The 25,023-nt window shown below is 68.2% G+C and carries 25 protein-coding genes; 12 read left to right on the forward strand and 13 right to left on the reverse strand.

Going from position 1 to position 25,023, the window contains the following annotated elements; translation table 11 throughout:
• Window positions 1-2 precede the first annotated feature (2 nt).
• Both GTY58_RS27090 and GTY58_RS27095 read left to right on the forward strand, forming a co-directional pair.
• Entirely contained in the window at window positions 3-1,010 is a 1,008-nt protein-coding gene (locus GTY58_RS27090) for an ATP-binding cassette domain-containing protein (protein ID WP_010986586.1), read from the forward strand.
• 33 nt (window positions 1,011-1,043) lie between these two features.
• The gene (locus GTY58_RS27095) at window positions 1,044-1,946 is read left to right on the forward strand and encodes a DUF1707 domain-containing protein (protein WP_010986587.1); all 903 of its coding nucleotides are present in this window, start codon (window positions 1,044-1,046) and stop codon (window positions 1,944-1,946) included.
• Between the two features lie 40 nt (window positions 1,947-1,986).
• Here GTY58_RS27095 and GTY58_RS27100 read toward each other — a convergent pair whose 3' ends face one another.
• Window positions 1,987-3,315, reverse strand: coding sequence for an SGNH/GDSL hydrolase family protein (locus tag GTY58_RS27100; RefSeq protein ID WP_037649877.1), 1,329 nt, complete (start codon window positions 3,313-3,315; stop codon window positions 1,987-1,989).
• Between the two features lie 165 nt (window positions 3,316-3,480).
• Between GTY58_RS27100 and GTY58_RS27105 the strand changes: the two genes are divergently transcribed.
• The 3 genes from GTY58_RS27105 (at window position 3,481) to GTY58_RS27115 (ending at window position 6,975) form a co-directional block, all read left to right on the forward strand.
• Window positions 3,481-4,848 carry a DUF445 domain-containing protein gene (locus GTY58_RS27105; protein WP_010986589.1) on the forward strand — a complete coding sequence of 456 codons (1,368 nt, stop codon included), beginning with the start codon at window positions 3,481-3,483 and terminating at the stop codon, window positions 4,846-4,848.
• Between the two features lie 63 nt (window positions 4,849-4,911).
• Window positions 4,912-6,417 carry an MFS transporter gene (locus GTY58_RS27110; protein ID WP_010986590.1) on the forward strand — a complete coding sequence of 502 codons (1,506 nt, stop codon included), beginning with the start codon at window positions 4,912-4,914 and terminating at the stop codon, window positions 6,415-6,417.
• A 93-nt stretch (window positions 6,418-6,510) separates the two neighbouring features.
• Window positions 6,511-6,975, forward strand: coding sequence for a hypothetical protein (locus GTY58_RS27115; protein ID WP_037649874.1), 465 nt, complete (start codon window positions 6,511-6,513; stop codon window positions 6,973-6,975).
• An 84-nt stretch (window positions 6,976-7,059) separates the two neighbouring features.
• Here GTY58_RS27115 and GTY58_RS27120 read toward each other — a convergent pair whose 3' ends face one another.
• On the reverse strand, window positions 7,060-7,569 hold the full coding sequence (locus GTY58_RS27120; RefSeq protein WP_010986592.1) for a hypothetical protein: 510 nt from the start codon (window positions 7,567-7,569) through the stop codon (window positions 7,060-7,062).
• A gap of 10 nt (window positions 7,570-7,579) precedes the next feature.
• Window positions 7,580-8,029: a membrane protein gene (locus tag GTY58_RS27125; protein WP_010986593.1), complete on the reverse strand. Its 450-nt coding sequence runs from the start codon at window positions 8,027-8,029 to the stop codon at window positions 7,580-7,582.
• A gap of 270 nt (window positions 8,030-8,299) precedes the next feature.
• Here GTY58_RS27125 and GTY58_RS27130 point away from each other — a divergent pair, with 270 nt between their 5' ends.
• The gene (locus GTY58_RS27130; protein ID WP_010986594.1) at window positions 8,300-9,325 is read left to right on the forward strand and encodes a helix-turn-helix domain-containing protein; all 1,026 of its coding nucleotides are present in this window, start codon (window positions 8,300-8,302) and stop codon (window positions 9,323-9,325) included.
• Between the two features lie 76 nt (window positions 9,326-9,401).
• Here GTY58_RS27130 and GTY58_RS27135 read toward each other — a convergent pair whose 3' ends face one another.
• The 4 genes from GTY58_RS27135 to GTY58_RS27150 all read right to left on the reverse strand — a co-directional run bounded on the left by GTY58_RS27135 (window position 9,402) and on the right by GTY58_RS27150 (window position 11,939).
• Complete coding sequence (locus GTY58_RS27135) at window positions 9,402-9,704, reverse strand: hypothetical protein (protein ID WP_037649873.1); 303 nt, start codon at window positions 9,702-9,704, stop codon at window positions 9,402-9,404.
• 157 nt (window positions 9,705-9,861) lie between these two features.
• The gene (locus tag GTY58_RS27140; protein WP_037649872.1) at window positions 9,862-10,806 is read right to left on the reverse strand and encodes a hypothetical protein; all 945 of its coding nucleotides are present in this window, start codon (window positions 10,804-10,806) and stop codon (window positions 9,862-9,864) included.
• Window positions 10,803-11,177: a peptidase inhibitor family I36 protein gene (locus tag GTY58_RS27145; RefSeq protein WP_010986597.1), complete on the reverse strand. Its 375-nt coding sequence runs from the start codon at window positions 11,175-11,177 to the stop codon at window positions 10,803-10,805. Before GTY58_RS27145 ends, GTY58_RS27140 begins: the two co-directional genes overlap by 4 nt.
• Window positions 11,178-11,393: 216 nt before the next feature.
• Window positions 11,394-11,939 (reverse strand): helix-turn-helix transcriptional regulator, encoded by a 546-nt coding sequence (locus GTY58_RS27150; RefSeq protein ID WP_048894321.1) that lies wholly within the window; start codon window positions 11,937-11,939, stop codon window positions 11,394-11,396.
• A 486-nt stretch (window positions 11,940-12,425) separates the two neighbouring features.
• Here GTY58_RS27150 and GTY58_RS27155 point away from each other — a divergent pair, with 486 nt between their 5' ends.
• The 3 genes from GTY58_RS27155 to GTY58_RS27165 are packed head-to-tail and all read left to right on the forward strand — an operon-like array spanning window position 12,426 to window position 14,005.
• Window positions 12,426-12,620, forward strand: a complete 195-nt coding sequence (locus GTY58_RS27155; protein ID WP_010986599.1) for a hypothetical protein — start codon at window positions 12,426-12,428, stop codon at window positions 12,618-12,620.
• The gene (locus GTY58_RS27160; RefSeq protein ID WP_010986600.1) at window positions 12,595-13,128 is read left to right on the forward strand and encodes a DUF6879 family protein; all 534 of its coding nucleotides are present in this window, start codon (window positions 12,595-12,597) and stop codon (window positions 13,126-13,128) included. The genes GTY58_RS27155 and GTY58_RS27160 overlap by 26 nt, the downstream gene beginning before the upstream one ends.
• Before the next feature lie 25 nt (window positions 13,129-13,153).
• Window positions 13,154-14,005, forward strand: coding sequence for a helix-turn-helix transcriptional regulator (locus GTY58_RS27165; RefSeq protein ID WP_010986601.1), 852 nt, complete (start codon window positions 13,154-13,156; stop codon window positions 14,003-14,005).
• Between the two features lie 42 nt (window positions 14,006-14,047).
• Here the strand turns inward: GTY58_RS27165 and GTY58_RS27170 are convergent, their stop codons facing one another.
• The 3 genes from GTY58_RS27170 to GTY58_RS27180 form a co-directional block, all read right to left on the reverse strand.
• Window positions 14,048-14,524: a hypothetical protein gene (locus tag GTY58_RS27170; protein WP_010986602.1), complete on the reverse strand. Its 477-nt coding sequence runs from the start codon at window positions 14,522-14,524 to the stop codon at window positions 14,048-14,050.
• 161 nt (window positions 14,525-14,685) lie between these two features.
• Entirely contained in the window at window positions 14,686-14,862 is a 177-nt protein-coding gene (locus GTY58_RS27175; protein WP_059198944.1) for a DUF397 domain-containing protein, read from the reverse strand.
• A gap of 32 nt (window positions 14,863-14,894) precedes the next feature.
• A complete protein-coding gene (locus tag GTY58_RS27180; RefSeq protein WP_010986604.1) occupies window positions 14,895-15,743 on the reverse strand; it encodes a helix-turn-helix transcriptional regulator in 849 nt (282 codons plus the stop codon).
• Window positions 15,744-15,967: 224 nt separating this feature from the next.
• Between GTY58_RS27180 and GTY58_RS27185 the strand changes: the two genes are divergently transcribed.
• On the forward strand, window positions 15,968-16,612 hold the full coding sequence (locus GTY58_RS27185) for an ATP-binding protein (protein WP_037649871.1): 645 nt from the start codon (window positions 15,968-15,970) through the stop codon (window positions 16,610-16,612).
• A 3-nt stretch (window positions 16,613-16,615) separates the two neighbouring features.
• Here GTY58_RS27185 and GTY58_RS27190 read toward each other — a convergent pair whose 3' ends face one another.
• Window positions 16,616-19,771, reverse strand: coding sequence for a DEAD/DEAH box helicase (locus GTY58_RS27190; RefSeq protein ID WP_037649949.1), 3,156 nt, complete (start codon window positions 19,769-19,771; stop codon window positions 16,616-16,618).
• Window positions 19,772-19,942: 171 nt separating this feature from the next.
• On the opposite strand from GTY58_RS27190, the gene GTY58_RS41715 reads away from it, so the two are divergent.
• Window positions 19,943-21,001 carry a YDG/SRA domain-containing protein gene (locus GTY58_RS41715; RefSeq protein ID WP_078234507.1) on the forward strand — a complete coding sequence of 353 codons (1,059 nt, stop codon included), beginning with the start codon at window positions 19,943-19,945 and terminating at the stop codon, window positions 20,999-21,001.
• 47 nt (window positions 21,002-21,048) lie between these two features.
• Here GTY58_RS41715 and GTY58_RS27200 read toward each other — a convergent pair whose 3' ends face one another.
• Window positions 21,049-22,062 (reverse strand): SEC-C domain-containing protein, encoded by a 1,014-nt coding sequence (locus tag GTY58_RS27200; protein WP_010986608.1) that lies wholly within the window; start codon window positions 22,060-22,062, stop codon window positions 21,049-21,051.
• 202 nt (window positions 22,063-22,264) lie between these two features.
• Entirely contained in the window at window positions 22,265-23,740 is a 1,476-nt protein-coding gene (locus GTY58_RS27205) for a glycoside hydrolase (RefSeq protein ID WP_010986609.1), read from the reverse strand.
• A 278-nt stretch (window positions 23,741-24,018) separates the two neighbouring features.
• On the opposite strand from GTY58_RS27205, the gene GTY58_RS27210 reads away from it, so the two are divergent.
• A complete protein-coding gene (locus tag GTY58_RS27210; RefSeq protein WP_010986610.1) occupies window positions 24,019-24,837 on the forward strand; it encodes a class E sortase in 819 nt (272 codons plus the stop codon).
• Window positions 24,838-25,023: the final 186 nt, after the last annotated feature.

Below are 25,023 nucleotides of genomic sequence, written 5' to 3' on the forward strand. Positions count from 1 at the left end.
GGATGCCAGACGGTGACTTCATCACGCTCGACCGCGTCGAGAAGGTCTTCGACGTGCGCCGCAAGACCGGCTTCCTGCGCAGCGAGCGGCGGCGGGTGCGGGCGGTGGACTCCCTCTCCTTCACCGTGGCGCGCGGCGAGATGGTCGGCTACATCGGCCCGAACGGCGCCGGCAAGTCGACCACCATCAAGATGCTGACCGGGATCCTGACGCCGAGCGGCGGCCGGCTGCGGGTCGCCGGCATCGACCCGTCCCGCGAGCGGACCCGGCTCGCGGCCCGTATCGGGGTCGTGTTCGGGCAGCGTACGACGCTGTGGTGGGACCTGCCGCTGATCGACTCGTACCGGCTGATGCACCGCATGTACCGCATCCCGGACGGGCGTTATCGCGAGAACCTCGACCGCTGTGTCGAACTCCTCGAACTGGGCGATCTGTTGGACGTTCCGGTCCGTCAGCTCTCCCTCGGCCAGCGGATGCGCGGCGACATCGCGGCGGCCCTGCTGCACGATCCCGAGGTGCTGTACCTGGACGAGCCGACGATCGGCCTCGACGTCATCAGCAAGGCCAGGGTCCGGGAGTTCCTGCGGGAGCTGAACGCCGAGCGGGGCACGACGGTGCTGCTCACCACGCACGACCTCCAGGACATCGAGCAGTTGTGCGGACGCGTGATGGTCATCGACCACGGGCGGCTCATGTACGACGGTCCCCTGGCCGGGCTGCACGAGGTGGGCGACAGCGAGCGCACGCTCGTGGTCGACCTGGCGCGTGAGCTGCCGCCGATCGAGGCGGCGCCCGCGCGCGTGGTGAAGGTCGAGGGGCCCCGGCAGTGGCTGGCCTTCCCCGCCTCGGAGTCGGCGGCCCCGCTGGTGGCCAGGATCGCGGCGGCGTATCCGCTGGTGGACCTGTCGGTGCGGGAGCCGGACATCGAGGCCGTGATCGCGAAGATGCTTCAGTCCATGGGCGACACTCCCCAACCCCCGCCGGAGCAGGCGGAGCACGTGGTCTCGTAGCCCGGCGGGCGGGGAACTCGTAGGCTGCTGTCCATGACCGACGAGGAACCCTCGGAGCTGCGTGCCTCCGACGCCGATCGTGAACGAGTCGCCGAACAGCTGCGGGACGCCGTCGCGGAGGGCCGTCTCGACATGGAGGAGTTCGAGGAGCGGCTGGAGGCGACCTACAAGGCGCGCACCTACGGGGAGCTGACGCCGATCACCCGTGACCTGCCGGCCGCCGGTGTCGGCGCACCCCCGGTCTCGATGGTCAAGCAGCCCGCGCCGAGCGGGAGTTGGGCCGAGCGGATCGTCGGGGGCGACGGCTCGTCCAGCTGGGCCGTGGCGATCATGGCGGGGTTCCAGCGCAAGGGGCGCTGGACGGTGCCCAAGCGGTTCAACTCCTTCGCCTTCTGGGGCGGCGGTGAGATCGATCTGCGCGAGGCGTACTTCGCGGACCGCGAGGTCGTCGTCAACTGCGTGGCGATCATGGGCGGGATGAACGTCGTCGTACCGCCGGGCGTCGAGGTCGTCGTCCGCGGCATCGGCGTCATGGGCGGCTTCGACCACCGTGAGGAGGGCGTCCCGGGCGAGCCCGGCGCCCCCCGCGTGATCGTCACCGGGTTCGCCTTCTGGGGCGGCGTCGGCGTGGAGCGCAAGCTGACCCGGGCCGAGCGGCTGCGGCTGAAGGAACAGCGCCGGCAGGAGAAGCTGGAGCGCAGGGCCGCCCGCAAGGAGCTTCAGGGGTCCGGGAGCGACGGCCGTGACGTCCGCGACACCCTCGATGAGCTGGACGACGTGTACGACACCGCCCGCGAGGCGCTGGAGGAGCACCGCGACCTGGTGCGCGAGCGCCACGAGGAGCGCCGGGAGCGGCACGCGCAGCGCCACGAACTGCACCGGGAGCGCCGGGAGGCCCGCCGGGAGGACCGGGACCGCCGCCGCCACCGGGACTGACTCCGCGGGCCCTTCCCCGGCATGACCGGCCGAGCAGTTTCTACAGCTCGGCCGGGACCGCGCCCGTCAGGTCCGCCAGGTCGATCGCGTCCGCCATCGTGCGGTAGCCCTTGTCGCTCGGGTGGAGATGGTCGCCCGAGTCGTAGTCGGAGCGCAGCTTGCGCGGGTTGTACGGGTCGCGCAGCGCCTTGTCGAAGTCGACGACGGCGTCGTACACCTGGCCCGCGCGGATCTGCGCGTTGATGGCCTGGCGCACCGTCTCGCGGTAAGGGGTGTAGCCGCGGTGGCCCTGGAACGGCATCAGCGTCGCGCCGACGACCCGCAGTCCGCGCGCGTGCGCCTGCCGGACCAGGGTGCGCAGCCCGGCCACGATCCGGTCGGGGTCGGCCCGGCCCGGGTTCCGCAGGATGTCGTTGACGCCGAGGTCGATGACGACCGCCTTGACGTTCGTACGGTCGAGCACGTCACGTCCGAAGCGGGACAGCCCGCTCGGGTTCTCGGCGGGGCGGCCGAGGCCCGCGGCCAGCACCTGGTTGCCGCTGATGCCCTGGTTGACGACGCTGTAGCGGGGCACGTCGCCGGTGCCGGCGGAGGCCCGCAGCCGGTCCGAAAGGATGTCCGTCCAGCGGCTGTTGGTGCCCACGGTCGAGGTCACGCCGTCGGTGAGGGAGTCGCCGATCGCCACGAGGGTGCCGCTCGACTCGTTGCTCAGCACGTCCAGCGCGGTGAGGTAACGCCAGTACGTCGTCTGCTCGGTGTACGCCGTCGCGGTGACGTCCTCCACGCGGTCGCCCTGGGCCGCGTACGAGATCTGCCGCGCCTGCGGGTGGTAGGTGACCGGGCCCGACGGGGTCGGGGAGTAGGTGGTCACCAGGACGTCGCTGTCGTGCGGGATCGTGACGCGCACGGCGTCGCTGAGCACCTGCTGACCCGCGGGCACGATCACCGAGGTGGCGCCGTCGAAGGTGAGCCGGCGCATGGTGCCGGTGCTGGCGGCCGCGCTGTTCGCCGTGGCGGCGACCGCGATCGTGGCGTGGGTGATGGTCAGCGGCTGCTGGCCGAAGAGATTGGAAAGCGTGACGCGGGCACCCGTACCGCCGATGCCGGCGTGGACGACGTTGCGCACGGACCGGCCCGCCAGGCCGTCCGTCTCGGTGCCCGGCTCGGCCCCCGCGGGGGAGGCCGACCAGGCGCCGACCCAGGTGCCGGTGGAGGCCGGGGCGGCGGAGTTGCGTGGGGGGCGGTCGTCGGCGAGGGCGCTCTGGTCCTGGCCGTCGTCCGCCCCGGCGCCTATGTATATGGCGGCTGAGATGGCCACGATGAGTGTGCATATCGCGGCCAGCAAGGCATAACCGTGACGCTTGGTCATGCGGTGCGTGTCTCCTCGGGCAATGGGAGCCCGAGGCTCCGATGTGATGACCCCATGATGCGTCATGGGGTAGGAGGAACCGGAACGGACCCCCGCTGATTCCCCCGCCCGAACAGACGCGGGGAACTCCTGTTCCGTTCCAGGAGTCGGTCAGGAAGGGACAATGTGTACAAGGTCACCGAACGGGTGGAGCGGATGGAACGTACGAACACGGAAGAACTGGGCGCCGCAGGGCAGCATGCCCGGCCCGGCGCCGCCACGAACCGCGCGATGACCTCCTTCAGCCCCGCCGACGAGGAGAAGCGCAGGGGCGTGCGCCGGATGAAGGCCACGGCGACCGCGATGCTGCTCTTCGTCGCGCTCGTGTACGTCGTCGCCAAGTGGGCGTCCCACCAGGGCGCCGGCCCCTGGGCGGGCTATGTCGCGGCCGCGGCCGAGGCGGGCATGGTCGGCGCGCTGGCCGACTGGTTCGCGGTCACGGCCCTCTTCAGGCACCCCCTCGGCCTGCCCATCCCGCACACCGCGATCATCCCCACCAAGAAGGACCAGCTCGGCGTCTCCCTGGGCGAGTTCGTCGGTGAGAACTTTCTCTCCTCCGACGTGGTGCGGAGCCGGCTGCGCGCCGTCGGCATCGGCAGCCGCCTCGGCGCCTGGCTCGCGGAACCCGAGCACGCCGACCGTGTCACCGCCGAGCTGGCCACCGCGCTCAGGGGCGCCCTCACGGTCCTGCGTGACTCCGATGTGCAGGCGGTGGTCGGCGAGGCCATCACACGGCGCGCCGACGCCCAGGAGGTGGCGCCCGGCATAGGGAAGATGCTGGAGCGGATCGTCGCGGACGGCGGCCACCGGCGGGTCGTCGACCTGGTCTGCGCCCGCGCGCACGACTGGCTCGTCCTGCACGACGAGCAGGTCATGGACGCGGTGCAGGGCGGCGCCCCCGGCTGGACCCCGCGGTTCGTCGACAAGAAGGTCGGCGAGCGCGTCTACAAGGAGCTGCTCCGCTTCGTCACGGAGATGCGCGACGCCCCCGCGCACCCGGCCCGTGGCACCCTCGACCGTTTCCTCACCGACTTCGCCTCCGACCTCCAGTCCGACACGGACACCCGCGTCCGCGTGGAGCGCCTCAAGGGCGAGGTGCTCGGCCGCGGCGAGGTCCAGGACCTGATCGCGTCCGCCTGGACGGCCGTACGCTCCATGATCGTGTCGGCCGCCGAGGACGAGCGCAGCGAGCTGCGGCTGCGCGTGCGGGCCTCGCTGCTGAAGCTGGGTGCCCGGTTGGCCACGGAGTCGAAGTACCAGACCAAGGTGGACGGCTGGCTGGAGGGCGCGGCGGTGTACGTGGTGACGACGTACCGGGACGAGATCACCTCCCTGATCACGGACACGGTCGCGAGCTGGGACGCCGAGCACACGACGAAGAAGATCGAGGCGCACATCGGCCGTGACCTGCAGTTCATCCGGATCAACGGCACGGTGGTGGGATCGCTCGCGGGACTGCTGATCTATACGGTGTCGCGCCTTCTGGGGGCGTGAAATACGCCGTCGAGGGCATCCGGGAGTGCGTCACACAGGAGTGGTCACTCGAGGGAGAGAGCCATGTCGGCTTCAGCGCCACAGGCCCATGGTCCGGCCGCCACCGGAACCGTCACGACGGACGTACCGGCCCGCTTGGACCGGCTGCCGTGGTCCCGCTGGCACTGGATGATCGTCATCGGCCTGGGAACCGTATGGATCCTGGACGGCCTGGAGGTCACCACGGTCGGCAACATCGCGGGCAGGTTGTCCGAGGACGGCAGCGGCCTGTCCATCACCTCGGCCCAGGTCACCGGTGTCGCTGCGGCGCTCTATGTGGCGGGCGCCTGCGCGGGCGCCCTGTTCTTCGGCTGGCTGACCGACCGCTTCGGCCGCAAGAAGCTCTTCATGGTCACTCTCGTGGTCTACCTCTCGGCGACCGCGCTGACCGCGCTGTCCTTCAATTCCTGGTGGTTCTTCACCTTCCGGTTTCTGACCGGCTTCGGCATCGGCGGCGAGTACGCGGCCATCAACTCGGCGATCGACGAACTCATCCCCGCCAAGTACCGCGGCCGCGTCGACCTGATCATCAATGGCAGCTACTGGCTGGGCGCGATCGGCGGAGCGCTGTTGTCCATCGTGATGCTGGACACGTCGATCTTCCCCAAGGACCTCGGCTGGCGGCTCACCTTCGCCCTCGGCGTCGTCCTCGGGCTGGTGATCCTGCTGGTCAGGCGGCATGTGCCGGAGAGCCCGCGGTGGCAGTTCATCCACGGCCGCGGCGAGGACGCCGAGGCGCTGGTGTCCTCCGTGGAGCGGGAGATCGAGCAGGAGAAGGGGGAGCCGCTGCCCCGCGCGGAGAGCGAGATCACCATCGAGCAGCGCAAGAGCATCGGCTTCGGCCTCATCGCGAAGACGGTCTTCGGGCGCTATCCGAAGCGTGCGGTGCTCGGCCTCGCCCTCTTCATCGGACAGGCGTTCCTCTACAACGCGATCACCTTCGGCTTCGGCGCCATCCTCACCACGTTCTACGACGTGCCGACCGGCGGCACCGGCTACTACTTCGCCGTCATCGCGGCCGGCAACTTCATCGGCCCGCTGCTGCTCGGCAAGCTCTTCGACACGGTCGGCCGCCGGATCATGATCGCGTCGACGTACCTGCTCTCCGGTCTCCTCCTGTTCGGCACGGCCTGGCTCTTCGACCGGGGCTCGCTGAGCGCGATGACGCTGACGGCCTGCTGGTGCGCCGTGCTGTTCTTCGCCTCGGCGGGCGCCTCCAGCGCCTATCTGACGGTCTCCGAGGTCTTCCCGATGGAGACCCGCGCGATGGCCATCGCCTTCTTCTACGCGCTCGGCACGGCCGCCGGCGGCATCAGCGGCCCGCTGGTCTTCGCGGACCTCACGGAGTCCGGCGTGGTCGGCGACACGGTGCTCGCCTTCCAGATCGGTGCGGGGCTGATGTGTGCGGCGGGCCTGGTCGCCGCGTTCCTCGCGGTGAACGCGGAACGGCGCTCGCTGGAGGACATCGCGGAGCCGCTGTCGGTGGCGCAGACGACGGCGCCCGCGCCCGCGTCGGCGTCGGGGACCTGAGGGCCTGAGGGCCTGAGGGCCTGAGGTTCTGAGTACGTGAGGTGAGTACGCGTACTCTGTCGGCCCGGCGCCCGCACCGTGACCCTCGTACGTATGACCGAGAAGCTGTTGAGCCCTCTGCACACGCGCCCCTGGCCCGAGCGCTGGCTGACCCGCGTGCTCGGCGCCGCCCTCGCCTCGGCGGCGTATCTTCTCTGCCTGCCATGGGACCTGAACAACCGGGCCCCGTCACCGGGGGCCGTCGAGGAGACGACCCCGGTGACGGGTGTGGGCGTCGTCGCGCTCGCCGTGATCCTGCTGGCCCTGGCGGCCTACTTCGGCCACCGGGACTCGCTGGGCTGGCCGGTGCTGCTGGTGGCCGTACCGCCGGCGGCACTGCTGTACGTCTCCCTGCGCACGCACCCGGGGCCGCCGGACGGGTTCGCGGGTGTGTGGCCGCTGGTCTGGGGGTTCTTCACGCTGCTGATCGGGGTCGGAGTGCTGGTCGCGGCGGCGGTGGCGCGGGAGTTCAGGGCAGACTTGGTGGACGAGGAGCTGAGCCTCGCTCACCGCCGGTGACGGCGGGCTACGGGCCGTAGAAGTACCGGGTTACTGGCCGAGATGTACCGGGCCACGGGCCGAGAGGCACCGCTCCACCGGCGCCTACTGGCCGTAGAAGTACTGCGACCCCTTCTCGATGAAGTGCGAGGCGTAGACGCGTCCGAGGGCCGGCTTGCCGCGGTACATCGCCACGTACCGGCGCGCGCTGTCGACCACGACGGGCCGTGTCATGCAGGCGAACTTGAGGCGCTGCTGCTCCTCCGCCCACTGGACGGCGGCCGGGTCGATCCGGTCGCTGACCAGCACGGGGAAGGCGCCGACCCCGTTCTGCAGGCCGACGGGGAGACCGCCCTTGGTGTCCTTGGCGTACTTCATCACCTGGTCGGTGAAGGTGGAGATGACGGGAACGGTCACCTCCGGGACCGCCGCGGCGACGGTGAACAGGTGCAGCCTCGTCGCCATCCAGCTCAGCCGGAAGTCGGCCCGCCGCCCCACCAGGACGGGCACCCCGGCCCAGTCCTCCCACCGGGTGGTACATCCGTCGGCCGACAACTGGCGCTCCACGAACGTCAGGTAGGCCCCCGGCGTCGACTGCTCTTGCTGTGCGTACATGGGCGGGATCCTATGCGCCCGTGGTGGACCCCGGTCGAATGATCATCAGGATGGTGACGGTGGCCCACAGAAGGTTGAAGATTCCGGTGAACATGGCCAGCTGAACCGTCGCCGCGCGGTCTCCCGCGCCCTCCATGATCGCGCTCTGCCGGGGCAGCACCAGCGCGCCGAGGACCACGGCCGCGAGCGCGGTCAGCGCGATCGAGACGATCAGCCAGGCGTCCCCGAGCACACCCATGCTGCTCGCCGTGGCGAATCCGAAGACGGGGACGACGACGCCGACGGTGGCGTACACGCGGCAGATGCTGTGCAGCAGCCGGGTGGTCGCGAGAGCTTGCGCGTCGTCCGGCGCGGCGAGGGCCTTGCGCGCGGTCGGCGGGAACATGCTCGCGGCGACCGTGACGGGCCCGATGGCGACGATCGCGGCGATGACGTGGACGGCGAGGAGGAACTTGGTCACGGGGTGACGGTAGGGGCGGGGAGGATCTTGCAGAAGTGGCGGTTCTGCCAGTAGTCAACGGATTCCCGCCATGCCGGGCGCGCCAGGCTTTTCCCGACAGGATGCTGCACGCGGTTTGCCGGGATGTCCGGGATTTCTGTTTTTCCGGGGCTCCCGGGGCTCCCGGTGGGGGCGCGCGGGCGCGGGCAGGCGGCTTGCGGGTGCCGGCAGGTGGCTTTTCGAGGGCCTGACCCGGCTGACCGTAATCCGTTGTGCGCCTACGCTTCAGCCATGCACACCGTGGCCGTACTGGCGCTCGACCAGGTCATCCCGTTCGACCTCTCCGCCCCGATCGACACCTTCGGCTGGGCCCGGCTGCCGGACGGCCGGGCGGCGTACCGGATCCGGGTCTGCTCGGCTTCGGCGGACGACGAGGTGAGCGCGGGCCTGTTCGCGCTGCGTGCCCCGTACGGTCTGGAGGCGCTGGCCGAAGCGGACACGATCATCCTGCCGGGCGTCGCCGACCCGACCGTCCCGCTCCCGCCGGGCGTGGCGGAGGCGCTGTGCGCGGCGGCCGCGAACGGCACGCGTATCGCCTCGGTCTGCGTCGGCGCCTTCGTCTTCGCCGCCACCGGCCTGTTGGACGGGCTGCGCGCGACCACCCACTGGGTCGCGGCCCAGGACCTGGCGGCCAGGTACCCCGCCGTGACCGTCGACCCGAACGTCCTCTACGTCGACAACGGCCAGTTCCTCACCTCGGCGGGCGCGGCCGCGGCCCTCGACATGTGTCTGCACATGATCCGCATGGATCACGGTTCCGCCGTCGCCGCGCATGCCGCCCGGATGTCCGTCATGCCGCTCGAACGGGAGGGCGGACAGGCCCAGTTCATCGTCCACGACCAGCCGCCGGTACCGGCCGGCACGACCATGGAGCCGCTCCTCGGCTGGCTGGAGGAGAACGCGGGCCGTGATCTGACCCTGGACGACATCGCCGCCCACGCCGGCATGAGCACCCGTACGCTCAACCGCCGCTTCCGCGAGCAGACCGGCACGACTCCGTTGCAGTGGCTGCACCTGGCGCGGGTGCGGCGGGCGCAGTATCTGCTGGAGGCGACGACGTACCCGGTCGAACGGATCGCGTCGCAGGCGGGGTTCGGCTCACCGACGGCGTTCCGGGAACGGTTCCGGCGGGTGGTGGGGACGAGTCCGTACGCGTACCGCAAGGCCTTCCGGGGAGCCGACGACGGCCGGCCCGGACCGCGGGGCGCGCTCGCGGCCCCCGGCGCCCACTCGTCGTCCGGCAGCTCCTCGACGTAGCCCTGTCGCCGACCTCGGGACACCCTGGCCGGACCCGAGGGGCGTTCCGCACCGGAGGCCAGGAGGGGGCAGGAGGTCAGGCGCGCCGGTCCGCGACGGCCCAGGAGGCCAGCGCCACGGCTCCGGCCACCCCGAACACGGCGGGCCACGCGCCCACCTTCTTGGCGAGCGGGTGGGACCCGGCGAAGGCGGCGACATACGCGGCGGTGAGCGCCCCGGCGGCCTTCCCGCCGGCCTGCCGCCGCCACTGCTGCGCGGCCGCGGCCCCGGCGGTGGCCAGGACGACTCCGCCCAGCTGCCGCTTCTTGGTCCAACGGGCCACCCCGTACCCGCCGACGAGCCCGCTCGCGGCGACCACTGCCGTAGGAACCTTCGCCATCACTGCCTCCTGCTGCCGCGTCGCCGCGCCTGTGCCGGTGTTGTTCGGGACGAACCGAGGCTAACGCGCCGGTTCTGACCTTCCGGCGCGACCCCCGGCGCGACGCTTGAGCCGGAGGTTGTCATCGCGATGACTCACCTCTGTGTACGGAGGTGCGTCATCGGCCTGACCTGGACGCCCCCGATGTCATCGAGGCCTTGAGCACGTCGCGTTTCGCGGCGACATGGCGTGCGACGACACCCCTCTCGGCCGCGCTGAGCACGCGCTTCTCCACCGACCGCTGCACCCTGCCGATGGTCTTCGCGAGCTCCGCCCGCGCCTGGCACCGGGCGTCCGCCGTCGCCGTACGGATCTCCTCGCGGCCGAGTGCCCGCAGCGACGTCGGGTCGGCAGCGGCCTTCGCCAGACGACCGTTCAGCCGGGCCCGCGATGCCTGCGGATCGTCGGCGGGGTGTCCCGTCTCCGCCATGCAGGCGGACCAACGCCGGATCGCCGCACGGTAGTCGGGGTCCTTCTCGACGGCGGCCAGAACCCGGGTCGACAGTGCCGCGACCACAGGTTCGGTCCGGTCCCAGTCCGCGCCGTACACCTCGGCGCGCGCCCGGGCCACGCAGCCGTCCGCGAAGTACTCGACGCGGGAGCCGTCCGGCAGCCGGACCGACACCCGGTGCTTCGCGGTGCCGGTCAGCGCCCGTCGCCACGCGGGGGCGCGGGACTCGTCGCCGGAGGGAGGCGGGGAGGACCGGAGGTACAGGTACTCGCCCACGATGCCGTACCCGTCGGCGGCCGCCTTGCGCGGCCCCAGCAGCCCGTACGGATTCGTCTCCTCGCTCCGCGCGGAGGCGACCCGGGGCTGCGGCGTGTAACGCTGACCGCGCGCCGCCATGCACGGTGCGATGGCCTGTTCCTCCAGGTCGTGGAGGCGTACGGCTTGGGCGTGGCTGAAGGAAGCGGCGCCGGACAGCGGACGTACATCGGGCGGCTCGGACGCGGCCGGCCCGTGACCGGCCGCTCCGTCGAGAGAGCAGCCGGCCAGGACCGAGGCGAACAGCACTGCCAGCGCCGTCGGCACTGCGGCACGCCGCGCGGGGAGTGTGCTCACACGCACCAGTCGTTCGAGGCCACGTTGTGCCAGTACACCGTCCCGGCCAGGGTGGGATTCGTGTAGCCGCGGTCGAGAACGTAGCTGGATCCGGTCTTGTTGAGGCCGGAGAAGATGCGCACGTTGCAGCTGTTGCCGTGGTTGTAGAGCGACTCGGCGTTGTTGAACTTGTTGTACTGGAGGAGGTTGTTGTTGTCGCCGGACACGGTTCCGGGGTCCCCCGAGCCGTTGGTGCCGAGGTAGGCGCACAGCGACCCGGCGGGACAGTCCGACCACGCCGCGTTCGCGGGGCCGGCCGTCGCGAGGGCCCCGACAGCGGCCAGCGCCGCACCTCCGAGGGCAATACCGCTCCGCACGAGAATCCGATGCATAACGAGTTCCTTCCACGTAGGGAAAGCTCTGCGACGACGCCACAGTGGATGGCAGCCATGGGCAGCCGGTGGCAGTCATGGGCAGCCGGCGGCAGCCATGGGCAGCCGGTGGCGGTCGATGGCGGTCGTTCGGCAGCAGACTCGCCCAGAAGCGGATGTCCCATCAGGGGAAGGGCGTGGGATGAGACGTCCTGGGACGCTCGCGCCCCTCCTGCCTCAGACGTGGTACGTACGCGACTGCCAGATCGGGAAGCGGGGGACGGCGGAGGGACAGATACACCCGTCGCACGGTCTGCGCGCCGCGGCACCCCGTTCCGACAGGAGGCCGGTGACAGCCGCGGCCAGCGCGCCCACGGCCACCCCGGCGACGAAGGCGCCGAGCGTGACCGGCCGACCGCGCGCACCGCCGCGGTTGCGTCCGCGGTCGTGGGCGGGGCCCTCGTCGGCGGGGCTGTCGGCGGTGAGGCCGCGCCCGGCCACCGCGGACTCGGGGGCCGCCTCCGGGGCACTGCCTCCGCTCAGCAACAGGCTGCCCGCCTCGTCCCCCAGCGCGGAGGCGAACTGCTCCACCGCCGCGCGGGGCACCGGCTTCTTCCCGTTGAGGAACCGCTCCCACGACGACCGGCTGTAGTGCGTTCTCGCGGCGAGCTTGCTGAAACTGAGGCCGGACACCTCCTTGAGCCGGCGCATCTCCCCGGCGACCCGCTCCCGATCCTGCTCCAGGGCCCACCGTTGCGACGGCAGCCGGTCGACGTCTCTCATACGTCCCCCTGTGTCCTACGTGTCCCGCGTAGTACCGGTCGCGGGGACCGAGGCCCCCGCAGCCAGCAAACAGGGAATGGGACAGAAGGGACAGACGTTTCACGGCCGATTCCACTGGCATATGGAGCTGATCCGGCAAGGCGCCCAGAACGCGTCCATTGCCTGCTGTGTCGCCATTCCCGCCTGCCTCCAACGGAGTTACTCCCTCGACCCATGACGCGGCCTGCGCAGGGACCGAGAGACACGGTGCTTGTCACCGGTCACGACGCTAGAGACACCGAGTCAGCCGCCTCCAGCAGTGTGCATAAATGTGCATGGATTCACTCTCCAGCAAGTGAAGGCCACCTCACGCCTCTTGACGACGCACTCGAAGAGGAGGACTTTGATGCACATCAGTGCACATGCAGAAGAAGAGAGGCAGTCATGGCCTTACGGCTCATCGGTATCGATCCCGAGACAGGATAGAGCGGATCACCCACGGCCTGGGTGGACCTGGCGAACGCCGACATCGTGCTGCAGAGCTACATTGCCGACGACCGGACACGAACCGAGTGCGTGGGGAACACCGCTCCGGGGCACGACAAGGGCATCCCCGAGCACGAGACAGTGATCCGCCTTCCCGTGCATCTGGTGCCGCTGCTGAGGGAGGCCTGCGATGCCGCAGAACGAGCTGCGCTTTGACGATCTCCTCGAAGCGGCCCGGCACTCAGCCGTCCACCTGGAAATGCGAGACGCGTATGGAGTCGGCGATGAGGACGCCGATTTCAACGAGTGGCAGCGCAGCGGCAACCGAGACTCCGACCCCAGCTCCCCATACTGGGCGCCCTGGGTTGACCTGATCTCCCGCGCAAGGGACCGCGGAGTCACCGTCCGCAGGGCGCGTATCGTCTCCGAACCCGTAACGGACTACATCCGTTACGAGCACGCCGGAACCCCCGTCAACATTCAGGCAGGCGAGCAGGTCCGCTGGCTGTCGAGGCGAAACGCCAGCGACCTGATGCTTCCCGGCTGTGACCTATGGATCTTCGACGGCGCGCAGGTGCTGTTCAACCACTTCACCGGCAGCGGAGACTGGGCGGACCCGCCGCTCGAGCTGCGCACCGAGCCAGGCATAGTCAAACAATGCGCGGACGCCTTCGAGGCGGTGTGGGAGCGCGCCATCCCGCACGATCAGTACGAGATCCACTAACAGGAAGCACCGGACAGGCCAGTTCATGCCCATCTCCCCCTCGTCATCGGCTCAAGAGGCTCGCAAGAACGTCGCGAGCCGACTGCGCGAGCTGCGGAAGGAGGCGGGGCTCACGGTCGTAGAGCTGGCCGGCCGGTGCGGCTGGCACCACGCCAAGACGTCACGCATCGAGAACGCCAAGACGCCTCCGTCACCGATGGACATCCGCCGATGGTGCTCCGCCTGCCGAGCCGAGAACCGCGCGGACGACTTGATCGCCGCATCGCGGGACGCGGAGTCCATGTACATGGAGTGGCAGCGGCAGGTCCGTCAGGGGCTGCGGCAACTGCAGGACAGCTACGTAAAGCTGTACCGCTCGACCCACCTCTTCCGTGTCTACTCGCCCACCCTGGTCCCGGGCCTCCTGCAAACCGAGGGATACGCGCAAGCCGTACTCAGCACCAACGCCCAACTGCTCGACGTCCCCAACGACGCCGAGCAGGCCGCAGCCGCCCGCCTCGAACGCTCCCAGATCATCCACGAACCAGGCCGTCGGTTCGTGATGCTGATCGAAGAAGCCGTCCTCTACTACCAGTTGGGCGACGGTGACGCGATGGCGGCCCAGCTCGGCTACCTGCTCACCGCCGGAGCCCTCCCCGCGGTCTCGCTCGGCATCATCCCCAGGGCCACGCCGGCCCGTGCCCTGTGGCCACAGGAACTGTTCCACGTGTACGACGACAGCCTCGTATCCGTGGAACTCCTCTCCGCCCAGGTCAACATCACCCAACCATCCGAAGTCGAGCTGTACTTGAAGGCCTTCGAGCGGCTGCGCGGCATGGCGGTCTACGGAGCAGACGCACGCGCCTTGATCTTGCAGGCGATAGAGGCACTGCAGTAGTCGTGAGTCGCGTCGCGAGGCGAACTCGTCCTCCGGTACCGCTCAGTCGCCGGAGCACCCGAAGATGCCCAAGTGGGTCGGCTTTTCATCGGTGTACAGAACGACGTACACGCCGGTCCACCGCATGCGGCACTCGTCGAGAAGCGTCTCCTCAGAGCTGGACGGACCGGTGAGAGCCGCCTCGGCCTGTTCGAGCAGCTCCTGGAACCGGGCGGGCGACGGCCGGTCGGTCCCGAAGTGATGCACGAGACGTTCGCGCCCCAACGGGCGCAGGGTTCCGTAGTCCTTGTCGCTGTGCTCCGAGGGGGCGGCGGTCGTGTGGACGACGCGGTCGATGTCGAGGATCGAGTGGGTCCCCTCCTCGCCCATGAACTCCTCGTCCTCCCACAACTCCGCAAGGCTCCGGTAATCGTCGTCGTCCCCGTACAGCTCCTCGAAGACCTGCGCGTGCAGAGCCTCCAGAGACTCCTCGACACTGCCTTCGTACGCAGTGACGTACTCCCAACCACTGGCACCCATCGCGCCGCCCCTCCCGGTTTGAGATCCATGAGATCGACGCCACCTTAGGGAGGACCACTGACATCGGCAGCCAGCGCTTGTGTGGCGAGCCCGGCGGGGCAAGCGGTCGACGAGGGGCCCAGCCGTCACGCGGTACGCCACCGGCATGGACCCCCTCTGACTCAGCCCAGCTCCCCCCGCTTCAACGCCCGTACAAAGGCGTGCCAGGCCAGTCCTGGAACACCGACGACCGGCCCTCCGAGGCGCTTTGAGTCGCGTATGAGGGCGTTGTCATCGGAACTGGCACACTCGACGCATTCACCACCGGCGCCGTTGCTGTACGACGACGTGAACCACATCGAGCTGTCGTCGACCTTGGACTCTGCAATGCTCACCTGGCGTATTCCTTCAGAACAGATTTGATCAGCCGGCTGGAACGTTGAGGACTCAGGGCCGCTGCCCGCAGACCGTCGAAGGCCCTGGTGTACTCACGTACATGGTGCTCGCCTTCCAGATAGACGGCATCGGTGATGCCGTCCCGGTACACGATGTCCGGGTCTTCCTGATCAGGGAAGCCAAGCATGGTGAACGAGCCGGTGGCCGGATAGGTGCCCGAGTCGAAGGGGAGTACTTGCAGGGTCACGCTCGGCAAATCAGCTGCATCCAGCACGCGTTCGAGCTGTTCCCGCATGAGAGAGCTGTCCCCGATGACATTGCGCAGCGCGCCCTCGTTCACCACGAACCAGGCGTCCGGGGCGTCTGATCGCGTCAGCATGGCCTGGCGCTCCATGCGTACCCGTACCGCCCGGTCGATGACCTCGGCGGACAGGTGCGCACCGGTCTTGTGGAGTTCACCGGCGTAGGCCGCAGTCTGCATGAGGCCGGGCAGCAACTCGCACTGGTACTGGCGAAACGTGGAAGCGTCCTGCTCCAGGCCGATGTAGATGTTGAACCATTCCGGAACACCGGCACCGTGCACCTGCCACCAGCCGCGCGTCTTGGCCTGTCGGGCCAGCGACATGAGGAATTCGCGCAGCTCGTCACTCGTGTCGTAGAACCGACACAAGGCGTCGATGTCGGACGGTTGGACCCGGCCGCTGCCCGTTTCCATCCGGTTGACCTTGGAGCCGCTCCAGTCCAGCGCCTCGCCGACCTGGGCGCAGGTCAGCGCGCCCTTCTCGCGGAGCTTCTTCAGCTCGATCGAGAGACGGCGACGTCGTGCCGTCGGTGAACCGGCCATCTCAACCCTCTTTCGAGTAACGGGTGTTCAGTCTCGCGCCAAGGGGGATGATTGCCAATCACTCAGAAGTGGGAATCCCGCCGTGCACATTGCATGGCGGGATGCGTTCCCGTCATCCTGCCAGTGACGCAACTCGCTGTGAGTGTGCGTAACGCTCCGCTGATCAGGCTGAGTCAGGGGAGACGACATGCGAGGAAGGGGTCTTCGTGATCCAGGAAGCGTGTATGTCACGAAAGCCGTGGGACTTGGCCTTCACGGCTGAACCTGAGGAAGTAGCCGGCCTGCGCCGCGTCATGCGGCTACACCTGAGGGCCTGGGGCCTGTATGAGCTCATCGACGAGGCTCAACTCTGCGTGAGCGAACTCGTGTCGAACGTCATCACTCACGTCGGCCGCGGCACCCCTGCAACGCTCGCCGTGTCCATGAACGGCACCCACCTGCGCATCGAAGTCCACGACCCAGACACGCGTGCCCTGCCGACCCTCGTCCAGGCCGAAGCCGACTCTGAAGGCGGACGTGGCATGGCTCTCGTTGAGGCTGTCGCGGACCGCTGGGGCGTCCAACTCCAACCCGACCGCAAGGTCACCTGGTGCGAGCTGTCCACCAACCTGAGCTCGCCGCATGGCCATAGTGGGGGTGTTCGCGTGGCAAGAGCAGGAGCGATGCTCGGTCTCTACCGGGCAGCGCAGTTGCCGCGCATCACGGGGTCGAGCGCGTTAGGGGTGGGTGTGGCCGTAGCGGAGGAGACGGCGATCAACGTCATTGCCGACGTCCTCCGCTGGCTTCAAGCTCATGGCCGTGACGTGGATGAGGCGTTGGACCGTGCTCAGATGCACTGTGAGGCTGAGCCGGGCGGGGGCGCAGAGTGAGGCTCATCCAGGAGTAATGGCCGAGTACGTCCACACGTCGGCTGGGAGCTCATGCTGAAGACGCCAGGTGATGGCCATCGGCTTGCTGCCGGTGTGCTCCACGTACGTTGCCGGGCCTAGAAGCATCCATGGCTGAGACTTACCGATATCGGTGCTCTTGTAGCGGCGCATGAACAACAGGACGTGGCTGCCTTGTTGCTCGTGCTGTTGGTAGCGCAATCCCGTGCGGGAGTTCGCGGCGATCGCGTTCTGCGACTCCCAGTGGAAGAGCGTGGGGCTCAATGCGTAATCCTTGTAGCGAATGGTGGGAGAGAAGTCCTTCTCGTTCTTCTCCGAGGTGATCAACAGGGCGTCTGTCTTAATCTCCTCGACCCATTGGACTCCTTGCGCAAACGACCGAGGCATCTGGCCGCCGAAACGCGCAACACCAAGGGCGGCCAGGATCTCCGATCGGTTGTAAGAGCTGTGGACCTTCAGAGGGACGCTGCTGTGCGGACCCGACAGCGGGATCGGGAAGTGGTCGGACTGCTCCATGACGTACGACAGCACCTGTCGGAGCTCGTCGCGGAACACCCGCTGAGCGCGCAACGATTCAAGACCCTGCTGGAAGCTGGTGAAGCCTCCGGCGTTATCCCAGAGGTTGAAGAAGAGCATGGCGGCGTACGTCTGCTCGGTCGGAGTGAGCGACTCGTACGGGGGAGCGTCGTCCGCGAGTAGGCGAAGGTAGGCGCGGGCGCGGTCTGGGTCATCGACATGGAGAAACGAGTGGACGCGCTTGAGTAGCTCCGTCTCGCCAGACGGTGCTGCTGCATCAATCAGGCCTGCCCTGCGGAGAATCGTCGTCCAGGAGTTGTCGCTCTTGTAGAGCTCCTTGATCTCTCGGCGACTCTCGCGAAGGTAATCCGATAGACGGGGCGTGCCGTAGTCCTTCACCTCCTTTACCAGCGTCTTGACAGTCGCGCCCAGCTGGGTGCGGATGTTGTCGAGGACGAGGTCCTTGGACTTGCCCTCCAAGATGATCTGGCAACCGGAGGGGAGCTGTGGAAAGTCGTGCTCGATGTGGTCGACGAGTCGATTGCGGGAGAGGTTCGTCAAGGCCCGGAACTGCTCCTCGAAGCGGAACTCCGCTCTGTGTTGGCCAATGAAGTCGAGGACGGTGAGCACAGGCTTCGACTCGGTGCGGCGGAGGCCCCGCCCCAGCTGCTGTAGGAAGACCGTGGCGCTGCCTGTGGGGCGCAGAAGCAGCAAGGTGTCGACGTCAGGTATGTCGAGACCTTCGTTGAACAGGTCGACGGAGAAGATGACTTGGAGCTTTCCGTTGCGCAGGTCGGACAGAGCCTGCGCCCGCACACCGGCGGGTGAGTCGCTGTCCAGTGCCGCTGCCTGGAAGCCGGCCTCCCGGAAGAAGTCAGCCATGAAGTGCGCGTGAGCCTTGTTCACGCAGAAGCCGAGGGCACGCATCGCCCCCGGGTTGGAGACCTTGTCCTGGATCTGCTTGACCACGATGCGAGCGCGCGCATGGTTGCCCGTATAGAGGTTGCCAAGGTCGCGATCGGCGTACGCGCCCTGCTTCCATCCAATGCTTGTGAGGTCAGTTCCGTCCGGGATGCCGAAGTAGTGGAAGGGGCACAGCAGGTCGTTCTCTAGGGCTTCCCACAGCCGCAGTTCGGCTGCGATGCGCCCTTCAAAGAACTCGTCCTGCACGTTGAGGCCGTCCATCCGCTCAGGGGTGGCAGTAAGGCCCAACAGTTGCTTCGGCTTGAAGTGCTTGATGACCCGCCGGTAGGTGGCCGCCGTAGCGTGGTGGAACTCGTCGATGACGATGATGTCGAAGTGATCGGGAGCGAGCTGCTCCAGCCGCTGGACGTTCAACGACTGGACGCTGGCGAACACATGCTGCCAGCGACGAGGATCCTCGCCTGTGTAGAGCAGCTCTCCGAAGGACGCGTCGTCGAGCACCTCTTGGTACATGCGCAACGACTGATTGAGGATCTCCTTGCGGTGCGCCACGAAGAGCAGCCGCGGGGCGCCGCCGTCGTGTTTCTGGCACAGGGCCCGATAGTCCAGGGCCGCCATGACCGTCTTGCCGGTGCCAGTGGCCGCGACCAAGAGGTTGTGGTTCCGGCCGCGGATTTCACGCTCGACACGCAACCGTTCGAGCATGTCGCGCTGGTGCGGAAACGGGCGTACCTCAAGGCCGGACAGGTTGATCCTCAGGTCCGCCGTGCTGCTGGTACCCCCTGCCTGCGACAGGGCTTGGTCGAGCCGCTCACCGTCGTCATCAGGGTTGTATGCCTCAAACGCACTGTCATTCCAGTACGCATCGAAGGTCGCCTCGAACTTATTGAGTACGGCGGGAGTGGCGACCGACGACAGGCGTACGTTCCACTCCAGGCCATCGAGCAATGCGGCCTTGGAAAGGTTGGAGCTGCCGACATACGCGGTGTCGAAGCCGCTGTTCCGCCGGAAGAGCCACGCCTTCGCATGCAGCCGCGTGGACCGGATTTCGTAGTTGACCTTTACCTCAGCACCGAAGTCACGCACCAGGCGGTCAAGGGCATGCCGATCGGTGGCGCCGATGTACGTGGTCGTGATGACACGGATGGGCACGCCACGTTCTTTGGCAGCGCGGAGCGAATCTTCCAGCACGCGCAGGCCGTACCACTTCACGAAGGCGCAGAGCAGGTCAATCCGGTCGGCCGTAGCCAGTTCAGCGCGCAACTCGCTTCCAAGACTGGGATCCTCCGGCGAGTTGGTGATCAGGGCAGTCTCGGAGAGCGGTGTCAGTGGTCGTACGGCGTAGACACCAGGAGCTTCCTGCTCGGCCACAGCCAGGAGCTGGCGAGGTCCGTCAGCGATGAGCTCGACAGCGTCGCTGGTGTTGGGCCAGGGAGGGGCGGCCGTGTCGGCAGCGAGTGACGCCATGATCTGGTTGGCAAGGGCGACCCGTTGGTCGTGCGGCACTTGCTCAAGTCGTTGCGCTATGGCCTGGCTTAGGTGTCGAGCGATCACATGAGGAGAAGATTCCTCGCTGACATCGGCGTCGATGGTCTTCCAACCAGCCGCACTCAGCTGCTTCATCTGTACCTGCATGCGCTGGGTGATGAGCTCCTCGTACACCCCCGCGACAGGCTGCGACAGATTTCCCGCTTGACTCACGCTGGCCCCCCTGATTGCTGATGCGGCTATGACCAGTTGTAACAGGGGCCACTGACACACGGGTGTCGATCCAACGTCATTACGACGCAAGTCGGTCGGAAGTAGGTAGAGAACCGGTCTGCTCTGGACCAATGAGTGACATGAGTGATCGATCCGCTCCAGTATGGCTGAGTGGGAGAGCGAAGAATCGGTCACATAGAAGGCATCGCCCCGGCGGCGGAGTTTCACAGGCGGAAGCAGGTGAAGCGAAACAATCTGCATCGAGACACCATGAGAGGCATCTCGTGGCTCGCCGATGAGGATGGCAGCGATGTCGCCGACGCCATCGTCCTGCACGGGGGCTACGACGACGACAAGGACGACTGGTCTTGGGTGCGGTACACGGGAGCGTCGCCCGACAAGGAAAAGTACAAGGATGGGGGCGTTCCGAAGCTCCGCTGTAGCCAATCTTGGACGTATCAAGACAATGCTGCACTTAAGCGGAGCTATGAGCGCCGACACCCCATTCGTGTTATTCGTGGCTGGAAAGGGGATTCGCGATACTCCCCGATCGATTGCTATCGATATGACGGATTGTACGAGATTACGGAAATTCGTACGGCGCTATCGAAGTGGCCGGCGCCGGATGGCACGCCCATCGAGATATGTCAGTTTGATCTGAGGCGGCTCCCTGATGAGCTTCAAGACCCGACCTCGGTGGAGCAACAGATCGCCGACTTGTTGGACGAGCAGGAAGAGCTGGACCTGCCGCAAGAGCAACTGGAAGCGGCTGAAGGCGAGTCCGAGGAGGAATCGGAGGAAGAGTCCTCACAAGGGGAGAAGTTCCCCAAGACACGTGCTGCGCGGATCCAGCGACTGGTGCGTGACGCTGCGGTGTCAAGGAACGTCAAGGACCTCTATGGCGGGGAGTGCCAGGCGTGCGGTCTGCGATTGGTGGGTCCGGACGGGCGGCCGTATAGCGAGGGCGCTCATATCCGACCCCTTGGCAAGCCGCACTGTGGCCCTGACGTGGAGCCCAACGTCCTCTGCCTCTGCCCCAACTGCCATGTGCGCCTTGATATCGGGGCCATCATCATCGAAGACGACTGGTCGATCATCGTGCGTGCCGGGGAGCTCGGCGGAAACGTTCTGTCAAAGCTCAAGAGGAAGAAAGAGCACCACGTCCACTTGGACTACGTCCGCTATCACCGCGAGTGGTGGCTGGAGAAGGGTGACCCCAGCCAGGAGTAGGGCTGGGGTCGCGGCCGGCTGAGGGGCACGGGGTCGGAGCGGGTTCTCTACTCCGCCCCGTGACACTCCCCATAAACCCGCCCAGACCCACACCAACACTCACCCGTCCGCTGCGGCGGCCAAGCCACTGCCAGTCCGCGCGCCGCCAGTGTCGTCGCGTACTGCGGTAGGAGTGAGCCGTCTGCCGGGGACGAGGCCTCCGAGGCCGCGAACGCCTCGTACGACGGGACCGTGCCCGTGACGATGCCCAGGTTCGGGGTGCCGGAGGCGGACAGTTCCCTCAGGGACGCTTCTATCGTCGCGAGGTGCTGCTCGTGGGACGGGTACTCGGCGGACAGGGACGGGAACGCCGCCAGCAGTTCCGTGAGTTCCTGGGCCGGCCAGTGCAGGACGGCCACCGGGAACGGGCGGGAGAGGGCCTCCCGGTACACGCCCAGTTCCGCTCGGAGGCGGCTGATCTCCGCCTCCAGTTCCGCCGGGTTGTTCGAGCCCAGGGACCAGATCCGCTTCGGGTCGTGGAGTTCGTCCAGGGAGACCGAGGACGAGTTGAGCGTGTCCGCCCGGGTGTCCCACTCGTCGTGCGGTGCGCCCAGCATGCGGCGGACCCGGTGGCGGCCGAAGAGGAGGGGGAGGGTCGAGTACGGGGGTTCCGGTACGTCCGTCAGCAGGAGGGTCACCCCCTGCGTGAACGTTTCTTGCGCCGCCTCCAGCTCGTCGTGCTGCTCCAGCGCCTCGGCCACGATCACCCACGGGGCCGGGTCCCGCGGGGACGCGGCGCGGATTCCGTCGATGATCGCTCGCGCCTCGGCCTCGTGGCCGTACTCCCACAGGTTCGACGCCTTCAGGGCTCGTACCAGGTGGGGGTTCTCCAGGGGTGTGGAAGAGGAGAGCAGGCTGTCGTACAGCGACGTGGCGCGTGGGCGGTGGCCGGCCAGTTCCAGATGGGCCGCGGCCTGCAACAGCAGGTGTTCCGCGTCCTCGGGATACAGGCCGGCGGTCCGCTCCAGGCGTGCCGCTTCGGCGTGGTGGTCGACGTTCTCGGCAGGCGTGTCGGGGCGCATGGTTGACACCGTACTGCCGTCGGCCCGGGAAGAAGAGAGAAGTGCAGGCCAGTGGGGCCACGGGGGCACGCCTTCACACCGGCTCCGGCGGGGCCAGGGAGCGCACCGTCACTCGTGCCGGGCGGGCTCACGGGTCGCACCGTCACTCCGGAGCGGCGTGACCGTGGGTCGTACCGTCACTCCGGGCCGGCGGGGCCACCGGTCATACCGTCACTCCGTCCACCTCCAGCGTCTGCACCGCGCCCGCCGCGAACGGCACGCTCAGTGACTTTCCGCTCAGGTAGGTGTCCGAGTGCGCGGCGTAGAGGTCGCCACCGCCGCCCGTGACCGTGTTCCAGCGGCGGACCAGGCCGCCCGTGCCGCCCGTCACCGTGCTGAAGCGGGAGAGGTCGAAGGTCAGGGTCTGGGCCGACGTCGAGGTGTTCACGGCCACGATCACCAGGCGTCTGGCCGTCGCGTCGTACGCCGCCGCCGCGTAGCCGACCCCCGTGTCGACGATCGTCATCCCGGCGCGGATGTGGCGGCTGAACTGGGCCATCACGTAGTACTTCGTCTGCACCGCGCCCGGCTGGAGCGTGCTCGCGTCGTACGCGATCATCGCCCAGCCGGAGCTGGGGTCCATCACCTGCCAGTAGACCCAGGCCGTCGGGTGCAGCCAGCGGAAGTCCAGGCACAGGTTGCTCGCCAGGGTCAGGCCGGTCCCGTCGCTGTCGCCCGTCTCCGAGTTCCACAGGGCCTTGCCCGCCGTCGTCACCACGTCCGTGTACAGGAGGTCGCGGCGGCCGCCCGAGCCCTGGTAACCGTGCACGTTGACCCGGTTGACCAGCGCCTTCGTCGACGAGCCGAACGAACCCCAGGTCGTGCGGGCCAGGTCGTAGCTCGTCTCGTCCGATGCCGAGATCTTCGTACCCGTCAGGCCCCGCCTGTCCAACTCGCTGCGCAGATACGGGAGTACGGCCGCCTGGACCGACGCGTCCATGTGGCAGCCCTCCTGGGTGCCGGTCGCCGTCCACCAACTGGAGGAGGGTTCGTTGAAGGGGTCGACCGTCGCGAAGTTCACGCCCCAGTTCGACTTCGCGTACAGGGCCACGGCGGCCAGGTGCGAGGCGTGCTGGCGGTAGTTCCAGGACTGGAGGTTGTTGCCGCCGCCGGACGCGCCCGACGGGTTGTGGTTCAGGCACATCCACCACATCGGGGAGTTCGCGAACAGTTCGGTGGTCGCGCCCCGCGCCGTCGCCTTGACCAGCATGGTGCGTTGCGCCGCGTCCGCCGTCCACTTCCAGGCCGAGGACGTCGGGTCCTCGTTGTTCCAGTCCTGCCAGTAGCCCTCGATCTGCTTGAAGGCCGGGATGTTGGCGGAGGCGACCATGCTTTCGCCGCTCACGCTGTTCCAGCTGCACGCGCCCAGGTTGTAGCGGGCGATGTTCAGGCCGAGGCCCGGGAGCGTCCTGCCGTTGTACGTGACCGACTTGGTGGTGAAGAAGAGGTCGGCGAAGTCGTCCCGCGCCCCGAAGACGTTCGCCCACCACGCCAGCGACGTGCCCCAGCCCTCCCACTTCCCGTACGTCGTCGAGGGGTTGACGGCGATCGTCGCGTCGGCCCGTGCGGTGCCTGTCGCCAGTGCGCTGCCGAGGAACGTACCGCCGGCCGCGGCCAGCAGTGTCCTGCGTCGGATCATGACCTCTCCGTCCTGAATCCGTCCTGAATCCGTGCTGGGTCCGTGCTGGGTCCGTGCTGAGTCCGTCCTGAATCCCGTGAGATCGAAGCCTGGATTCGTCGTGGGCATGACGAAGCATCGGGTGTGCCGGGTGAGGTTGTCGAGGGTTGTGACAGCCCTTTCCCTAACCTGTGTATGAAGAGCCCGTCGACGAAGACATGGGGGGTGCGGAGGCGTACGGGGCTGGTGACTTGAAGGGGCAGCCCTTATCGTGCGGGCCCGGTGAAGGAGGCGTACGCATGCGGGCTCCCGGTGTGCCGGTGGTGCAGCAGCGCACTCGGCGGCGACGTGACCTCCGCCGGCGCACGCTCTGGACCGGCGGGGAACTCCTCGTCACCGTAGGGGTCGTCCTCCTGCTCCTCGTCGTCCACCAGTTGTGGTGGACCAACCGGCAGGCCCAGCGGGACGCCGAGCGCGGGGTGCGGGCGCTGGAGCGGGAGTGGGGCAGTCCGTCGGCACCGGAGTCCGCGAGCACGGCGGCGGCGGACGGCGACAGGTCCGGGCGCGACGGGGGCGACGGGGGCGACGGGTCCGCGAGCGCCGGCCCGTCCCGGGACGGAAACGCGGCCCACGCGACCCCGGCCCCCCAGCCCCGTCCCTCCCAGGCGTACGCCGTCCTCACCATCCCCCGCCTCTCCCTCCGGGTCCCCGTCGCCGAAGGCATCGGCAAGGCGAGCGTGCTCAACCACGGGTACGTCGGCCACTACCCGAAGACGGCGCAGCCGGGCCGGGCCGGGAACTTCGCCCTCGCCGGGCACCGCAACACCCACGGCGAGCCCTTCCGGTATCTCAACCGGCTCCGCCGCGGTGACACCGTCGAGGTGGAGACCAGGACGGCCACCTACACGTACGTCGTCGACCGGACCCTCCCGCAGACCTCGGCGAGCGACGGGGGCGTCATCGCGCGGGTGCCCCGCAGCACCGTCCGGCCCGCGTACGGCTACCGCAGCCCCGGCTACTACCTCACGCTCACCACCTGTACCCCCGAGTTCACCTCCCGCTACCGCCTGGTGGTGTGGGGCAAGCTCGCCTCCATGCGTCCTCGGGCTCCTCGCTAAGTCCCGCTCGTGAACCGGCTGGACCCCGTCGTCCTCGGGCTCCCGAAGCCCCGCCACGCTGAACGCCGCTGCCGCCGGCGCCGACAGCGCCGGCGGAGACGACGACCGGGTGGAGCGGATCCTCTGCCGCGGATCCTGTATAAACGGCAGGGAGCCTCAAAAGGATGTGCGAGCAGGAGGGGAGGG

The organism is Streptomyces sp. SID5469 (assembly GCF_009862865.1).
Lineage (GTDB): Bacteria > Actinomycetota > Actinomycetes > Streptomycetales > Streptomycetaceae > Streptomyces > Streptomyces avermitilis.

Excerpts from the sequence above, each read along its gene's own strand:
- GTY58_RS27135 (WP_037649873.1), bottom strand. The coding sequence starts at position 9,704 with ATGGCGAAGGTTCCTACGGCAGTGGTCGCCGCGAGCGGGCTCGTCGGC.
- GTY58_RS27165 (WP_010986601.1), top strand. The coding sequence starts at position 13,154 with ATGCCCATCTCCCCCTCGTCATCGGCTCAAGAGGCTCGCAAGAACGTC.
- GTY58_RS27205 (WP_010986609.1), bottom strand. The coding sequence starts at position 23,740 with ATGATCCGACGCAGGACACTGCTGGCCGCGGCCGGCGGTACGTTCCTC.
- GTY58_RS27100 (WP_037649877.1), bottom strand. The coding sequence starts at position 3,315 with ATGACCAAGCGTCACGGTTATGCCTTGCTGGCCGCGATATGCACACTC.
- GTY58_RS27090 (WP_010986586.1), top strand. The coding sequence starts at position 3 with ATGCCAGACGGTGACTTCATCACGCTCGACCGCGTCGAGAAGGTCTTC.
- GTY58_RS27210 (WP_010986610.1), top strand. The coding sequence starts at position 24,019 with ATGCGGGCTCCCGGTGTGCCGGTGGTGCAGCAGCGCACTCGGCGGCGA.
- GTY58_RS27170 (WP_010986602.1), bottom strand. The coding sequence starts at position 14,524 with ATGGGTGCCAGTGGTTGGGAGTACGTCACTGCGTACGAAGGCAGTGTC.
- GTY58_RS27110 (WP_010986590.1), top strand. The coding sequence starts at position 4,912 with ATGTCGGCTTCAGCGCCACAGGCCCATGGTCCGGCCGCCACCGGAACC.
- GTY58_RS27200 (WP_010986608.1), bottom strand. The coding sequence starts at position 22,062 with ATGCGCCCCGACACGCCTGCCGAGAACGTCGACCACCACGCCGAAGCG.
- GTY58_RS27180 (WP_010986604.1), bottom strand. The coding sequence starts at position 15,743 with ATGGCCGGTTCACCGACGGCACGACGTCGCCGTCTCTCGATCGAGCTG.
- GTY58_RS27130 (WP_010986594.1), top strand. The coding sequence starts at position 8,300 with ATGCACACCGTGGCCGTACTGGCGCTCGACCAGGTCATCCCGTTCGAC.
- GTY58_RS27175 (WP_059198944.1), bottom strand. The coding sequence starts at position 14,862 with ATGTGGTTCACGTCGTCGTACAGCAACGGCGCCGGTGGTGAATGCGTC.
- GTY58_RS27120 (WP_010986592.1), bottom strand. The coding sequence starts at position 7,569 with ATGTACGCACAGCAAGAGCAGTCGACGCCGGGGGCCTACCTGACGTTC.
- GTY58_RS27095 (WP_010986587.1), top strand. The coding sequence starts at position 1,044 with ATGACCGACGAGGAACCCTCGGAGCTGCGTGCCTCCGACGCCGATCGT.
- GTY58_RS27160 (WP_010986600.1), top strand. The coding sequence starts at position 12,595 with ATGCCGCAGAACGAGCTGCGCTTTGACGATCTCCTCGAAGCGGCCCGG.
- GTY58_RS27115 (WP_037649874.1), top strand. The coding sequence starts at position 6,511 with ATGACCGAGAAGCTGTTGAGCCCTCTGCACACGCGCCCCTGGCCCGAG.
- GTY58_RS27145 (WP_010986597.1), bottom strand. The coding sequence starts at position 11,177 with ATGCATCGGATTCTCGTGCGGAGCGGTATTGCCCTCGGAGGTGCGGCG.
- GTY58_RS27150 (WP_048894321.1), bottom strand. The coding sequence starts at position 11,939 with ATGAGAGACGTCGACCGGCTGCCGTCGCAACGGTGGGCCCTGGAGCAG.
- GTY58_RS27185 (WP_037649871.1), top strand. The coding sequence starts at position 15,968 with ATGTCACGAAAGCCGTGGGACTTGGCCTTCACGGCTGAACCTGAGGAA.